At 69.8% G+C, this 15,323-nt stretch carries 13 protein-coding genes; 1 reads left to right on the top strand and 12 read right to left on the bottom strand.

Features of this window, described 5'->3' with window-relative positions:
• Positions 1-4: 4 nt before the first annotated feature.
• From ACFQ7C_RS11015 to ACFQ7C_RS11000, 4 genes are all read right to left on the bottom strand, one after another.
• The gene (locus ACFQ7C_RS11015; RefSeq protein WP_378900475.1) at positions 5-1,954 is read right to left on the bottom strand and encodes a glycoside hydrolase family 127 protein; all 1,950 of its coding nucleotides are present in this window, start codon (positions 1,952-1,954) and stop codon (positions 5-7) included.
• On the bottom strand, positions 1,951-2,844 hold the full coding sequence (locus ACFQ7C_RS11010; protein ID WP_378900472.1) for a carbohydrate ABC transporter permease: 894 nt from the start codon (positions 2,842-2,844) through the stop codon (positions 1,951-1,953). The genes ACFQ7C_RS11015 and ACFQ7C_RS11010 overlap by 4 nt, the downstream gene beginning before the upstream one ends.
• A gap of 1 nt (position 2,845) precedes the next feature.
• Positions 2,846-3,769, bottom strand: coding sequence for a carbohydrate ABC transporter permease (locus tag ACFQ7C_RS11005; RefSeq protein ID WP_378900469.1), 924 nt, complete (start codon positions 3,767-3,769; stop codon positions 2,846-2,848).
• 86 nt (positions 3,770-3,855) lie between these two features.
• Positions 3,856-5,151, bottom strand: a complete 1,296-nt coding sequence (locus tag ACFQ7C_RS11000) for an ABC transporter substrate-binding protein (protein WP_378900466.1) — start codon at positions 5,149-5,151, stop codon at positions 3,856-3,858.
• 176 nt (positions 5,152-5,327) lie between these two features.
• Between ACFQ7C_RS11000 and ACFQ7C_RS10995 the strand changes: the two genes are divergently transcribed.
• Positions 5,328-6,353, top strand: a complete 1,026-nt coding sequence (locus ACFQ7C_RS10995) for a LacI family DNA-binding transcriptional regulator (protein WP_378900463.1) — start codon at positions 5,328-5,330, stop codon at positions 6,351-6,353.
• Between the two features lie 87 nt (positions 6,354-6,440).
• Here ACFQ7C_RS10995 and ACFQ7C_RS10990 read toward each other — a convergent pair whose 3' ends face one another.
• From ACFQ7C_RS10990 to ACFQ7C_RS10955, 8 genes are all read right to left on the bottom strand, one after another.
• Positions 6,441-7,007, bottom strand: coding sequence for a DUF1992 domain-containing protein (locus ACFQ7C_RS10990; RefSeq protein ID WP_378900460.1), 567 nt, complete (start codon positions 7,005-7,007; stop codon positions 6,441-6,443).
• Entirely contained in the window at positions 7,004-7,855 is an 852-nt protein-coding gene (locus ACFQ7C_RS10985) for an NAD-dependent epimerase/dehydratase family protein (protein WP_378900457.1), read from the bottom strand. Before ACFQ7C_RS10985 ends, ACFQ7C_RS10990 begins: the two co-directional genes overlap by 4 nt.
• A gap of 43 nt (positions 7,856-7,898) precedes the next feature.
• Positions 7,899-8,933: a LacI family DNA-binding transcriptional regulator gene (locus ACFQ7C_RS10980; RefSeq protein ID WP_378900454.1), complete on the bottom strand. Its 1,035-nt coding sequence runs from the start codon at positions 8,931-8,933 to the stop codon at positions 7,899-7,901.
• Positions 8,926-10,443, bottom strand: a complete 1,518-nt coding sequence (locus ACFQ7C_RS10975) for a sugar ABC transporter ATP-binding protein (protein WP_378900452.1) — start codon at positions 10,441-10,443, stop codon at positions 8,926-8,928. The genes ACFQ7C_RS10980 and ACFQ7C_RS10975 overlap by 8 nt, the downstream gene beginning before the upstream one ends.
• A 60-nt stretch (positions 10,444-10,503) precedes the next feature.
• Positions 10,504-11,523, bottom strand: a complete 1,020-nt coding sequence (locus ACFQ7C_RS10970; RefSeq protein ID WP_378900450.1) for a sugar ABC transporter permease YjfF — start codon at positions 11,521-11,523, stop codon at positions 10,504-10,506.
• Positions 11,520-12,569, bottom strand: a complete 1,050-nt coding sequence (locus ACFQ7C_RS10965; protein WP_378900448.1) for an ABC transporter permease — start codon at positions 12,567-12,569, stop codon at positions 11,520-11,522. Before ACFQ7C_RS10965 ends, ACFQ7C_RS10970 begins: the two co-directional genes overlap by 4 nt.
• Entirely contained in the window at positions 12,566-14,101 is a 1,536-nt protein-coding gene (locus ACFQ7C_RS10960; protein WP_378900445.1) for a sugar ABC transporter ATP-binding protein, read from the bottom strand. Before ACFQ7C_RS10960 ends, ACFQ7C_RS10965 begins: the two co-directional genes overlap by 4 nt.
• Positions 14,102-14,214: 113 nt before the next feature.
• Positions 14,215-15,204 carry an ABC transporter substrate-binding protein gene (locus ACFQ7C_RS10955; protein ID WP_378900442.1) on the bottom strand — a complete coding sequence of 330 codons (990 nt, stop codon included), beginning with the start codon at positions 15,202-15,204 and terminating at the stop codon, positions 14,215-14,217.
• Between the last annotated feature and the right edge of the window lie 119 nt (positions 15,205-15,323).

Raw genomic sequence — 15,323 nt, 5'->3', positions numbered from 1 at the left:
ACGCTCAGCCGGCCGCCGGGATCCACACGCGCATCGTCGAGGGTCCGCGCTCGGCCCACTCGTGATACGGCACGAGAGGAACGGATACGGATGCTGCGCCCCGCGGTTCGTCGCCGGGCTCGCCGTAGGGCCAGCCGGCCTCGCTCACCCCGTGCGGAACGACCTCGACCCACACGCGGCCGTCGCGCTCGACCGGCACGGCGCCGGGCGCGAGTGCGACCTGCGCGACGTCGTCGACGCCGGCGTCGCCGAGGTCCACCGACTCGAGGGCGAACACCTCCGGCCCGCGCTCGACGACGAGGCATCCGCGCACCGCGTCGATGCGCTCGTCGGGCGCCGTCAGCCGGGGAGCCATGGGCAGATCGAGCTCCACCACATCGCCCGGACGGAATGCGCGTCGCACCTCGACCGCGCCGGGAGCGGCATCCCACTCCCCGGCGGCGCCGCCCTCAGCGCGGATGACCCGCAGACGGGCGCCGTCGGCCCACGCGGGCACGCGGAGCGTGAGGGTCCATGCGGCGTCGGCGGCAGCATCCGTTGTCGAGATCACGCGGATGCGACCCGACGCCGGGTAGTCGGTCTCGACGTCGAATGCGACCACCCGGCCGTCGGGCAGCGTCGTCCGCACGGACGCCGGCGCGTACTGCTGCAGCTGCACGCCCTCGTCGTCGGCGGTCGCGACGTAGGCGTCGAGGCTCGCGAGCGTGCGCGCGACGTTCGGCGGGCAGCACGACACCTCGAACCACGGTGCGCGCAGCGACGACGAGGCGCGCGGCGAGGTCGTGTCGGCGTCGGCGGGGACGCCCGGCACGCGCTGGTGCAGCGTGTTCGCGTAGAAGAACGAGCGTCCGTCGGGCGCGGGCGAGGTCGCCACCACGTTGTAGAGGGTGCGCTCGATGAGGTCGGCGTGGCGGGGGTCGCCCCCCGCGAGGAGCAGCCGCCAGGAGAACATGATCGAGCCGACGCTCGCGCACGTCTCGGAGTAGGCGCGGTCGGCAGGCAGCTCCCAGTCCTCGCCGAACGCCTCGTCCTGGTGGTGCGAGCCCTGGCCGCCCGTGATGTAGGTGCGGCGGGCGACGGTACGGTCCCACTGGCGGCGCAGCGCCTCGAGGAGCTCGTCGTCGCCCGTGTCGACCGCGACGTCGGCGGCGCCTGCCGACAGGTAGTTCGCCCGCACCGCATGCCCGCGCAGCGCCTCGGCGTCGCGGACGGGGACGTCGTCCTGGTAGTACTTGCGGCCCCACTCGATGTCGCGGAGGGTGCCGTGGCCGTGCCGCTCGACGAACAGGCGCGCCTGCTCCAGGTAGCGGTCGTCGCCGGTGACCCGGGCGAGCTCGGCGAGGCCGACCTCGACGACCGCGTGGCCGCAGATGGCGTCGCGCCCGTCGGCGCCGAACTCGCGGCACACCATGTCGGCGGCGCGCCGGGCCACCTCGAGCAGCCCGTCGTCGGCGTCGGGGCGCGTGCGCGCCCGCGCCACCGCTGCCTGGAACAGGTGGCCGAGGCAGTACAGCTCGTGTCCCCACTCGAGGTCCGACCAGCGCTCGCCCTGACCCGGACGCCCGAACTTCGTGTTGAGGTAGCCGTCCGGCTCCTGGGCGGCGACGACCCTCGACACGACCTCGCGGAACCGTGCCTCGAGGGCGGGGGAGCCGGTGCGACCGATCTCCCAGGCGAGGCCCTCGAGGTACTTGTAGATCTCGGAGTCCGAGAACTCCCGGCCCCGGCGCCCCTCGGGCAGTCCGCCCGAGACGGCGAGGTCGAAGTTCGGGAGCCAGCCCTCGGACTCGAGGCGCGCGCCGATGTGCGCGAACGTGTCCGCGGCGTTGACGGCCTGGCGGTCGCCCCAGAATCCGCCGGTGATGCGGACCTCGTCCTGGCCCAGCGGGCGCAGGCGGCCGCGCGAGGGCGCGACGGGGGCCTGAGGTGCGGTGGTGGTGATCTGCATGGTCATCCCTTGAAGGCTCCCGACATGAATCCGCGGACGTAGTGGCGCTGAAGCACCAGGAAGAGCACCACGCACGGCAGTGCGAGCACGACGACGCCTGCTTCCGTCGCGCCGTAGTCGACGACCCCCATGACCTGACCGCGGAGGTTCGCGACGGCCAGGGGCAGCGTCATCCGGTTCGTGTCGTTGATGAGGATGAGCGGTGCGATGAAGTCGTTCCACGCCGTGAGGAAGGCGAACAGGCCCACCGTGATGAGGCCGGGCTTCACTGCCGGCAGCAGCACGCGCCAGAGCGCCGAGAAGCTGTTGCAGCCGTCGACCAGCGCCGCTTCGTCCATCTCACGCGGGATCGACTCGAACGAGATGCGCATCATGAACATCGAGAACGGCAGCTGGAACATCGTGAGCACGAGCGCGACGCCGAACAGCGAGTTGTTGAGGCCGATCGCGTTGAGGATCACGTACAGCGGGATGAGCAGCGTCGCGTACGGCACCATCAGGATCGCGAGCACGAGCAGGAACAGCAGGTTCTTGCCCGGGAACGAGAACCGCGCGAACGCGTAGCCGCCGAGGAACGACGTGATGAGCGTCAGCACGACGGTCACGAGCGACACGAAGAGCGAGTTGCCGAGGTAGACCCAGATGCCGGCCTGGAAGTTCGCGAGCGAGACGTAGTTGCCGAAGCCCCAGCCGTCCGTCTGCGCGGAGCCGGCCTGCGGGCTGAACGACGAGACGGTCGTCCACACCAGCGGGTAGAGGAAGATGATCGCGAGAGCGCCGGTGAAGACCGCATAAGGGATGCCGAGGACCAGGCGTCCGGTGCCGTGCCGAGGTCGCGTCGGCCGATGGTCGGGCGCGACGATCGCGCGGGTCGAGGTGGTGTCGGTGAGGGCCATGTCACGCCTCCTCGGGCTTGCGGAACGCCCGCAGCTGGATCACGTTGATGACGATGAGCGCCAGCAGCACGATGACCGACAGCGCGGCGGCGATGCCGAGGTCGTTGCGGCCCTGGAAGGCGACGTTGTAGATGAGCTGCACGATGGTCATGGTGCTGTTGTCGGGTCCGCCCTTGGTGAGGATGTAGAACTGGTCGAATGCCAGCAGCGATCCGGTCACGCACAGCACGATCGTCAGCGCGAAGGTGGGGCGCAGCAGCGGCACGGTGATGTGCCGGAAGGTCTGCCAGCGGGAGGCCCCGTCGATGCGGGCGGCCTCGAACACGTCGTCGGGGATGCCCTGGAGCCCGACGAGCATGAGGAGCATGTAGAAGCCTGCGTAGCGCCAGACGATGAGGAACACCGTGGACCACAGCGCGCCCTCCGGCGTCCCGAGGAAGGTGAAGCCCCACTCCTGCATGAGATCGGCGAACGGGCCGGCGAACGGGGAGTACAGCACATAGAAGAGGAGGGAGGCCGAGGCCAGGCCCAGTGCGCTGGGGATGAGGAACGACGTGCGGAGGAAGCCCTTCCACGCCGTCGACTCCTGGACCAGCAGGGCGAGGCCGAGTCCCAGGCCGATGAGGAGCACGGTCGTGATGACCGTGTACTTCAGTGTGAACCAGATGGAGTCCCAGAACAGCCGCAGGTCGACGGCCTCGGTGTAGTTCTGCGGGAAGTTCCAGCCCTGGTTGCCGCGCAGCAGCGGCCAGTCCGAGCCCGACATCTGCAGCACGAGCAGCAGCGGGATGAGGAACAGGGCGACCACGAACAGCGCGGTCGGCAGGGCGTAGAGCCAGCCCTGGAGAGGGCCGCCGAGGGCCGACCGGCTCGGGCGGTTCGTGCGCGGTGCTCTCGCTCGGCGCGCAACGGTGGAGAAGGCCACGTCGCTCCTTCGGGTGGGGAATGCGGGACGGGAGGGAAAAGGAAGGGCGGTGCGCATCGCCGGGCGACGCGCACCGCCCGCGGGGATCACTGGCTGAGGACAGCCGTGATCTCGTCGTTGTCGGCGTCGACGGTGTCGGTGCCTTCGAGCACCGCGTTGCGCACCAGCGTCAGCCACGGGCTGCCGGGAGCGTTGAAGGCCTGCTGGAACTGCAGCGCGACGGGGGTGTCGCCCTGGCCGGCCACCTCGTTGATCGTCACGAGGCGCGGGTCCTCGGCGGCGTACTCGTTGTCGGCGAGGTCGGAGCGCGAAACCGCGTTGCCCTCCTTGGCGAGGACCTGCACCTGGGCCTCCTCCGACATCATCCACGCGAGGAAGTTCCATGCCTGGGGCGACAGCTTCGAGTCCTTCGAGATGCCGATGCCGTCACCGCCGACGAACGTCGAGGCACCGCCGTCGATGCCCGGGAGCCCGGCCACGCCGGCGTCGAACTCGAGGCCCGACAGGAGCGTCGCCGGGTACGGCATGATCCCGACCTTGCCCTCCTGGAAGCCCGCGACCCAGGTCGGTCCGGTCTCGTCGGCGGAACCCGGTGCCACGGCACCTGCGTCGTAGAGATCCTTCCAGGTGGAGTAGACCTCCTGCGCGGCGTCGCTGTTGAGCAGCGACTCGGTGCCGTCCTCGTTCATGACCTCATCGCCCGAGGCCCAGATCGTCGGGAACCACGTGAAGACGAGGCATCCGCCGCAGTTCAGGCCGGCCGAGGTGCCTGACACGCCGTCCTTGCCGAGGTCCTGGATCGCCTTCGCGGCGTCGGCGAACTCGGCGAGCGTCTCGGGGGCCTTCTCGGGATCGAGGCCGGCCTCCTCGAAGAGCTCCTTGTTCCACATGAGCATCGACAGGTCGAGGACGAACGGCAGCACGTGCTCGGCGCCCTCGTAGGTGCCCGCCGACAGGTGCCCCTGGTTGATCGAATCCTTGAACGAGAGGCCGTCGATCTGCTCGGTCATGTCGGCGAACAGGCCCTGCTGCACCCAGTTGGGCACGTAGACGATGTCGGCGGCGAAGAGGTCGGGCAGGCCCCCCGAGCCGGCGGCGGCGCCGACCTTGGCGACGTAGTCGTCGTTGGGGACGACCGTGAGCTCGACCTGGTTCTCGTGGCTCTCGTTGTAGGCGTCGACCAGGAGGTTCGCCTGCGCCTCCATCGGGGCGCGGGTCCACAGGGTGAGCGTCGAGCCGTCGTCGACGCCCTCAGCGGGGATCGACTCGGCCGGGGTGGGCGTGTCGCTGCCGGCGCAGGCGGCGAGGCCGCCGATGAGCGCGCCCGCCGTGACGAGGGCCGTTGCCGCTCGCAGCGCGGCACGACGTCGGGTGGTGAACATGCAACTGTCTCCTCTGGCTCTTCTTCGAGCGGATGACGCCGATCGGGTCGGCACCGCTGCGGTGTGGTGCAGGGGCTCTCGAAACAAGCGAAAGCCATTTCGAGCAAGTTATCGCGGTGATTATCATGACGTCAAGGAGGTTCTTCGATAACGTTTCAGCACCGAAGGAGGTGCCCGTGGCAGCGAACGAGACCGGCTCCAAGGCCGCGACCCTGAGCGATGTGGCTCGCCGGGCGGGAGTGTCGATAGCGACGGCTTCGAAAGCCCTCAACAATCGCGACGACGTCGCCGTCGCCACCCGGCAGCGGGTGCTGCGTGCCGCGGACGAGCTGGCGTTCACGCCGAACGCGATGGCGAAGGGCCTGCTCGCCGGGCGCACCGGTACAGTCGGACTCCTCACGAGCGACCTCGAGGGCCGCTTCATGATCCCGATCCTCATGGGCGCCGAGGATGCGTTCGGCGCAGGGCAGGTCAGCGTGTTCCTGTGCGATGCGCGCGGCGACGCGATCCGCGAGCAGCATCACCTCCGCGCGCTGCTCAGTCGTCGGGTGGACGGCATCATCGTCGTCGGCCGGCAGACCGACCCGCGCCCGTCGCTCGGACAGGAGATCCCGGTCCCGGTCGTCTACGCCTACGCGCCGTCCGACGACCCGCGCGACCTCTCACTCACCCCCGACAACTACACCGGGGGGCGGATGGCGGTCGAGCACCTCATCTCGTGCGGGCGCACCCGCATCGCCCACATCACGGGCGATCCGTCCTACGCCGCCGCGCAGGATCGCATCGCCGGGGCCCGGGCGGCACTGGAGGCCGCAGGCCTCGAGCTCGTCGGCGAGCCGATGTTCGCCGAGTGGACCGAGCATTGGGGGCGGGATGCTGCGGCCCTCCTGCTGCAGCGGCACCCCGAGGTGGACGCCATCTTCTGCGGCTCGGACCAGATCGCGCGCGGGGTGCTCGACACTGCCCGCGACCTCGGGCGGAGCGTTCCGGAGGATCTCGCCGTGATCGGCTACGACAACTGGGAGGTGCTGTCGACGAACTCGCGCCCCCAGCTGACGAGCATCGACGCGAACCTGCAGCAGCTCGGCCGCCAGGCCGCGCAGCGCGTGTTCGACGCCATCGACGGCGTCGACATCGGCGAAGGGACGCACCACCTGCCGGTCCGGCTCGTCATCCGGGGATCGACGATCCCACGTCGGTAGCCTGCGGCTTCGAAATCTCCGAAACCCGTTGCGTCAACGGTGACGACGCGCGCGACTGCGGGTCAGGGTGCGCAAATGACCGGGCCCTCAGCCTCGCCGCCACCACGGGCGACGCGGCTGAGCCGTCTCATCGGAACCGTCCCCGAGCGCGGCTGTGCGCGCGTCGCGCCGCTCATTCCACCCCGCCACCTCGGCCTCGACGTCGCGCGTGGGCGTCACGACGGGCGGTCCGCCCAGGAGCTGCCGCCGGGCCTCGATCACGCGGCGGTTGAAGTCCTCGAGGGCCTCGCGCACCTCCGCCTCACGCGAGAGGTCGTCGAGCTTCGCCTCGAGCTCGGCGCTCTCGACCCGGAGCATCAGCGCGGGTGGCCCGAGGCCGGTGAGCTGCTCGGTCTCGATCTTGCGGCGGATCCACCAGTCCGGGTCGTGGGTCTCGCCCAGTCCGGGGATCGGCTTGCCCGCACCGGGCAGGTCGTCGAACTCGCCGCGGCGGATCGCCTGCTGGATCGCCGTCTCGACGACCGCCGCGCGATCGGCCGCCGAATACGCCTGCGCGGCCTTCGAGCCTGGGGGCGCAGCATCCGTCTCGTCCTCAGCCTCGCCGCGGTGCGCCGCCCGGTAACGGGCGGCGGCGAGACGCGGGTCGTCGGTCATGAGCCCGAGACGTGGTCCCGCCATGAGTGCTGCGGGTCGTACCCCAGCAGGCGACGGGCCTTGTCGATCGAGAGGAGCGTGTCGTGGTCCCCGAACTCGCGGGTCTCGACGCCGGGGAAGACCTCCGCGACGAGCTCGGCGTTGGGGCGCGACATCACGGTGTCGGCGGCGGCGATGATGTAGGTCTCGAAGCCCGCGGGAGCGACCTCGAGCGCGCGCTGCACCGCCTGCGCGCCGTCGCGCGCGTCGATGTAGCCCCAGAGGTTCCACTTGCGCTTGCGCGCATCGTCGTCGTACGAGGGGAACGCCTCGTAGTCCTCGGGAACCATCACGTTCGAGAACCGCAGGCCGGTGATCGACAGGTCGGGGTGCCAGCGCACCAGCTCGACGGCCATGCGCTCCTCGAGCGTCTTCACGAGCGAGTACACGGACTCCGGGCGCGGCGGGTACTCCTCGTCGACCGGGATGTACGGCGGCGGCGCGTCGAACGGCAGCCCCAGCACCGTCTCGCTCGACGCGTAGACGATGCGACGGATGCCGAGCCGCACGGCCGCCCAGAACACGTTGAACGTCGCGTTCATGTTGTTGTGGAACGTCGCGACGTCGGAGCGGATGCCGGGGGCCGGGATGGCGCCGAGATGCACGACGGCGTCGAATCCGTCGTGGCGGTCGTTCACGGCCGAGAGGGCGTCGACGACCTGGCCGTAGTCGGTGAGGTCGACCTGCACGAAGTCGGGGCCGCGGGTGCCGACGACGTCGATGCCGATGACGTCGTAGCCGGCCGCGCGCAGCTCGCGGGCGACGACGGTGCCGAGCTTTCCGGACGAACCGGTGAGGGCGATGCGCATGACTCCAGCCTGCCACCTCCGCCGAGGCGGAGGGGCGACCGGATCAGGCTCCCGGCGAGCTCGTCGACGCGCGGACGATCAGGTGCGTCGGCAGCGGCGTGTCCTCGGTGACGCTGTCGGGTTCCTCGACCGCGATCAGCACCTTCTGCATGATGAGCTCGCCCAGGGTGCCGAAGTCCTGGCGCACCGTCGTCAGCGGCGGGTAGAGGAATCCTGCCTCGGGCACGTCGTCGAAGCCGACGACGCTGACGTCCTCCGGAACCCGCAGGCCCCGCTCTCGCAGCGCGGACATCAGGCCGATCGACATGTGGTCGTTCCCGGCGAACACCGCGCTGCCGGGCTCGATGTCGAGCTCCAGTCCCACCCGGTGGCCGCTCGCCGCCGACCAGTCGCCGTGATGCGGGTCGAGGATCTCGAGCCGGCGCTCGGCGAGCTCGTCCCGCCACCCCCGGATGCGCTCGAGCGCATCGGGAGCGCGCGTCGGGCCCGCGAGGTGCAGGATGCGCGTGTGACCGAGTTCGGCGAGGTGGCGCACCGCAGACCGGGCGCCGCGGTACTGGTCGATGGACACGATGTGCGGACCCCGTCTCGCCGCCGAGGTCGCGGCGACGAGCGGGATGCTGAGGTCCAGCCCGCGCACCACTTCCAGCACGCCGATGTCGACGACGATCAGGACGACCGCATCCACCCGCTGACGCAGCAGACCTTCGACCACCCCCTTGATCGCCGCGGGATCCGGGTCGACGGCGCTGACGGTGTCGACGCTGTAGCGCGCCGCGCGCGCCGCGATGTTGAAGTGCGTCGCAATCGACGTCGGGCCGTAGTCGGGCACACCCGGTGTGACCAGGCCGATGGTGCGGGTGCGCCGCGTGACGAGGGCGCGAGCGGCGGGGGAGGGGCTGTACCGCAGTTGCGCGATCGCCTGCTCCACGCGGGCGCGCGTCGCGGGACGCACGTTCGGGAGATCGTTGATGACGCGCGAGACCGTCTGGTGCGAGACCCCCGCGAGGCGGGCGACGTCGAAGATGTTCGCGGCCCGCGTCGATCCGTCGTCGGCCGTCACTCGAGGGTCACTCATCGAGGTCTTCCGGTCGGGCGACGAGGGCGAGGAGCGAGTCGACGGTGAGGGACTCCGAGGGGAGCGTGTCGACGATCCGGCCGTCCCGCAGGATCGCCACGCGATGCCCCACGCGGAGCACCTCCTCGAGCTCCGCCGAGATGAACATCACCGACAGGCCGTTCGCGGCCATCTCGCCCACGAGGTTCTGGATCTCGACCTTGGCGCCGACGTCGATTCCGCGGGTCGGCTCATCGAGCACCAGCACCCGCGGCGACAGGGCGAGCAGCCGCGCGAGCAGCACCTTCTGCTGATTGCCGCCCGAGAGGGTGCCGGCCGGGCGATCGAGATCGGGAGGACGGATGTCGAGCGCCTCGACCCAGCTCGCGGCGAGCTCGCGCTGTCGCGCGGGCGGGATGCGGCGCAGCATGCCCCTGTCTGCCTGGAGCGCGAGCGTGATGTTCTCCAGCACGCTCAGGTCGCTGATGATGCCCTCGGTGCGGCGGTTCTCGGACGAGTACACCACCCCCAGCGAGATCGCCGACCGAGGACCGGACGGGCTCGCACCGGAGCCCTCGATGCGGATCACGCCGCTGTCGACACGATCGATCCCGGTGAGCGCGCGGGCGAGTTCGGTGCGTCCGGAGCCGAGCAGCCCGGCGACGCCGAGCACCTCGCTCTCGTGGAGGTCGAGATCCGCGTCACGGATGCCGGCGCCGGCGGTGATCCCTCGCGCGGTGAGCGCCGGGCGCTGCGCCCCGGATGCGTCCTCGGTCCGCGGTGCGGTGGTGAGGGCCGTCGCCGTGCGGCCGAGCATGGCCTGCACCAGGTCGATGCGCAGCAGCTCGCGTGTGAGGTACTCGCCGATGAACCTGCCGTCGCGCAGCACGGTCACGCGGTCGCAGATCTCGTAGACCTGGTCGAGGAAGTGCGACACGAACAGGATCGCGACGCCGCGCTGCTTCAGATCCCGGATGACGCGGAAGAGCTCGGCGACCTCGTCGAGGTCGAGACTCGACGTGGGCTCGTCGAGCACGAGGACGCGCACGTCGGTCGAGATCGCGCGGGCGATCGCCACCAGCTGCTGCACCGCGAGCGAATGCGTCCCCAGCCGCGACCCGGGGTCGATGTCGAGCCCGAGGTCGCTGAGCACGTCACGGGCTTCGCGCCGCATGCGGCGCCAGTCGATCATGCCGGCGCGGCGCGGTTCGCGGCCCAGCGCGATGTTCTCGGCGACGGAGACGTTCGGCAGGAGGTCGATCTCCTGGTACACCGTGCTGATCCCCGCAGCCTGGGCATCGTGCGGTGAAGCGAAGCGGACGACGTGACCGGCGAGGGTGAGAACCCCCGCGTCCAGGGGAAGCGCGCCGGTGATCGCCTTGATCAGGGTCGACTTGCCCGCCCCGTTCTCGCCCATGAGCGAGTGGACCTCGCCGGGGAACAGGCGGAAGTCCACGCCGTCGATCGCGGCATCAGCCCCGAAGCGCACCGTCGCCCCGGAGAGCTGCAGCAGCGGCCGCGCCTCGTCCATCAGGCCATTATCCCGGCGGAGTGAGGTGCGGCCGCTGCGTGCAGGCGTGGTGTCGCCTTCCTATCTGCGACGCTGCGACCGTGCGACGATCACCCGCTGCACGACGATGAACAGGAGGAGCAGCGCTCCGATGATGATCTGCGTCCAGGCCTGTTCGGCGCCCATGAAGGAGATCAGCTTCTTGATCGTCCCGTAGACCAGCACGCCGATGAGCGAGCCCAGCACGTAGCCGGTGCCGCCCGTCAGCAGCGTGCCGCCGATGACGACCGCCGCGATCGCGTCGAGTTCGGTGCCGATCCCGTTGCGCGGGTAGCCGGCCCCGGAGTACGCGGTGAGCAGCAGCCCCGCCAGCCCGCCGCACAGACCGCTGATGACGTAGACCGCGATCTTGGTGCGCGCGACGCTGAGCCCCATCAGTCGGGCCGACTGCTCGTTGCCGCCGATCGCGTACACCGTGCGACCGAACCGGGACCACAGGAGCACGACGAACGCGATCGCGACCACCAGGAGCGCGATGATGCCCGTGGGTGTGATGTACCAGCCCGCGAGGCTGAAGCGCGTGCGCTGGAGCCACAGCACCACCGGGTCCTCCACCCTGATCGAAGACAGGCTCACGACGAACGCCAGCCCCCGGGCGAGGAAGAGGCCGGCGAGAGAGGCGATGAAGGGCTGGACGTCGAAGTATTGGACGAGGATGCCGACGAGAAGGCCGATCACGGCGCCGGCGACGAGCATCACGGGGATGGCGACGACTGCCGGCACGCCCTGCGAGAGCAGACTCGCCCCCAGGATCCCGGTGAACGCCATGACCGATCCGACGGACAAGTCGATGCCTCCGGTGAGGATGACGAACGTCAGCCCCACGGCGAGCACGACGAGGTAGGCGTTGTCGAGGAGCAGCGCGGAGATGTTGCCCGGGCTCAGGAACCGGGGGAACCGCGCCTGGGCGCCGACGAGCAGCACGATGAGGATCGCGACGGCGGCGAACGTGGGCATCAGCGACGCGTGCCTCCTCATGAACGTCGCGTAGCGGGAGGAGGGCGCCGTGCGAAGGGCCGTCGCTTCGAGGCTCTTGGTCACGATGCCACCCCCGTCCGCGTGTCGACGTCCGATCGGTTGCGGGCGCGCGCCGAGCCGAGCGCGCTCCGGGCCCAGCGATGCAGTCGCGGCGACTGGACGAGCACGACCACGATGACGACGATCGCGAAGAACACGGGACTCTGCGCCGAAGGAACACCGAGGAACAGGATGGTCGCCTCCAGGGTCTGGATCGTGAGCACGCCGATGACCGTGCCGGCGATCGTGAACTTGCCTCCCATGAGGGAGGTGCCGCCCAGGACGACGGCGAGGATCGCGTAGAGCTCGATGAACAGCCCGGCCGCGTTCGCATCCGCGGCGCGGATGTTGGAGCTGTAGATGACTCCGGCGATACCGGCGAGCAGCCCGCTGGCGGCGTACGCGCCGAACACGATGCCGCGGGCTCGGACTCCCGCGAGGCGGCTCGCCTCGGGGTTGATCCCGACGGCCTCGGTCAGCATGCCCAGCGCCGTGCGCCGCTCGAGCAGCGCGATCACGACGGCTGCGACCACCCAGATGAGAAGGGCGAAGGGCAGTGCGATCAGGTAGCCCGTCGCGATGAACTCGTACGGCTCGCTGTTGACCGTCGTGATGAAGCCCTCGGTGATCAGCAGGGCCACGCCGCGGCCGGCGAGCATGAGCACGAGGGTCGCGATGATCGGCTGGATCCCCACGACGGCGACCAGGAAGCCGTTCCATGCGCCGAGCACGAGCGACACCGCGAGCGCGACCAGCAGAGCGACGGTGACCGTGCCGAGATTGCCCGGATCGGGCGAGCCGTCGATGATCGTGAGCGCGACGGCGCCCGAGACGGCCATGATCGCTCCGACCGAGAGATCGATGCCGCGGGTGGCGATGACGATCGTCATGCCGAGGGCGACGAGCATGAGCGGTGCGCTGTTGCGGAGGATGTCGATGAGCGCCCCGTACAGCTCGCCGTTGCGCAGGGTCACGACGATGAACTGCGGGCGGGCGATGGTGTTGATCGCGATCAGCGCGAGCAGGGCGACGACCGGCCAGAACAGCCGGTGCTTCATGAGTGCCTTCATGCCGCACTCTCCTCGGGTTGGTTGGCGATGTAGTCGATGAGACCGTCGAGATCGACGTCGCTCGAGTCCAGCTCGCCGATCTTGCGGCGGTCGCGCATCACGACGATCCGCTGCGCGATCCGCAGCACCTCCTCCAGCTCGGACGAGATGAAGATGACCGACAGGCCCTGGGCGCTGAGTTCGGCGACCTTGCGCTGGATGTCGGCCTTCGCGCCGACATCGATCCCGCGGGTGGGCTCGTCGAGCACGATCAGCTCTGGAGCGGTCGCCAGCCATCGGGCGAGCAGAACCTTCTGCTGATTGCCGCCCGACAGGTTGCCGGCGAGCATCGTCGGGTCGGCGGGGCGGACGCCGAGCGCCGCGATGTATTCGGCCACGATGGCGTCGGCCTCCCCTCTGGCGATCCGGCGCATGGCGCCGCGGCGCGCCTGGATGCCGAGCACGATGTTCTCGGCCACGCTCAGGTCGGCGATGATGCCCTCCGCGCGGCGGTTCTCGGACGAGAACGCGATCCTGTTCTCGATCGCCCGCCGGGGGGATGAGTGCTTGGCCGGTCGGCCGGCCACCTCGATGTCGCCGGTCTCCGCGCGGTCGGCGCCGTACAGCAGACGCACCAGCTCGGTGCGCCCCGAGCCGAGCAGCCCGGCGACGCCGACGACCTCGCCGTCGTAGACCTGGAGGTCGACGGGCGCGAGCATGCCGCGTCTGCCGATCCCGCTCGCGCGCAGCACCGGCACGCCGGTGCGGTCGACGGCGCGGTCGGCGACCGAGGCGAGGGCTGTGAGCTCATCGAGCTCGCGGCCGATCATCTTGGTGACGAGCTCGCCGCGGGGGAGTTCGCTCACCAGGTACTCGCCGACGAGCCTGCCGTTGCGGAGCACCGTGATGCGGTCGGATATCTCGTAGATCTGGTCGAGGAAGTGGCTCACGAAGAGGATGGCGACACCCTTGTCGCGCAGGTCGCGGACGACGCCGAAGAGCTGCTCGACCTCACTGCGATCGAGGCTCGACGTGGGTTCGTCGAGGATCAGCACCTTCGCGTCGAGCACCATCGCCCGCCCGATGGCGATGAGCTGCTGGATGGCGATCGAATGGCTCGACAGCATCGACCTGGTGTCGATGGCGAGCCCGAGACTCTGCAGGTGCGCGGCGGCCAGACGGTGCACGGCTTTCCAGTCGATCCCCGTCGCGGTGCGGGGCTCATGGCCGAGCATGACGTTCTCTCCGACCGACAGGTTCCCGCAGAGGTTGACCTCCTGGTACACGGTCGAGATACCGGCGGCCTGCGCGTCGGCCGTGCCGGCGAAGCGCCGCGCCCGCCCGCTCACGACGATCTGGCCGGCGTCGATCGGGTACACCCCGGTGAGCGCCTTGATGAGGGTCGACTTGCCGGCGCCGTTCTCGCCCATCAGCGAATGGACCTCGCCGGGGCGGAGCGTGAAATCGACGCGGTCGAGTGCGAGCACTCCGGGGAATCGGATCGTGATCCCGGTCAACTCGACGACCGGCGGGACTGCGGTGTCCGCGGACATGGTGGCTCAGCTGCCTTTCGGGGCTTCAGCGTCGGCACATCCGCCGGGAGACCTCGACGGTGTCCCGGCGGAGTGCTTCGACCTACCTTGATACAGGATCGGTTGCGTGACGATCAGTACGGACGGCTGTCGATGACCTCGGCCGCCTGCTCCTGGGTGAACGTCTGGTCCTCGACGTAGACCTCCTTCTCGACGTCCTCGCCGGCGAGGACGTCGGTGACGAGACCCGCGGCGAGCTCGCCCAGCAGCGGGTTGCACTCGACGATGAAGTTGATCTTGCCGTCGACGAGCGCCTGCATGCCGTCCTTGACCGCGTCGATCGACACGATCTGGATGTCGACGCCCGGCTCGGCACCCGCGGCCTCGATGGCCTCGATGGCACCGAGGGCCATGTCGTCGTTGTGTGCGTAGACCAGGTCGATGCCGTCGACTCCGTACTTCTGCAGGAAGCCCTCCATCACGGTCTTGCCGCCGTCACGGGTGAAGTCGCCCGTCTGGGAGTCGATCTTCTCGATCGCCGTGCCCTCGATCGCCCCGTCGAAGCCTTCTGCGCGGTCATTCGCGGGCGCGGAGCCGGTCGTCCCCTCGAGCACCACCATCTTGGTGGGGGTGTCGCCGAAGGTCTCGGCCGCCCACTCGCCGGCCATCACGCCTTCCTTCTTGAAGTCCAGGCCCACCCAGCTGGCGTAGAGGTCGTCCGACGCCGATACGGTGCGGTCCTCGAGGACCACGGGGATGCCGGCATCCGCCGCTTCCTGCAGCACGTCGTCCCAGCCGTCCTCGACGATGGGGGCGATCACGATCGCATCGACGCCCTGGTTGATGAAGTCGCGCACGGCGGCGATCTGGGCGGCGGTGTCGTTGTCGGCCGCGTTGAAGATCAGCTCGAAGCCGTTCTCGGCCGAGAACGCCTCCTTCATCGACTCGGTGTTCGCCGAGCGCCAGCCCGACTCCGACCCGGTCTGTGCGAACCCGACGGTGACGACACCGTCGTCGTCGCCGGATCCTGCGTCGCCGGTGGCGTCGCTGCCGGCGCAGCCGGTCGCGGTGAGGGCGAGAGCCCCCAGGAGCGCGAACCCGGCGAGAAGCGTCTTCTTCTGCATTTCCAAAACCTCCTCGTTCTGGTCCGGCATCACTGCCGGCTCGGTGTGGGTGTCGGGCCGTTGCGGTACGGCCGGACGATGGAATGTTAGCCCTCACATTCCGTGCCCTGGCAAGATGT

Source organism: Microbacterium sp. NPDC056569, from assembly GCF_042793475.1.
Lineage (GTDB): Bacteria > Actinomycetota > Actinomycetes > Actinomycetales > Microbacteriaceae > Microbacterium.
This window is presented reverse-complemented; position numbering and strand designations above follow the sequence as displayed.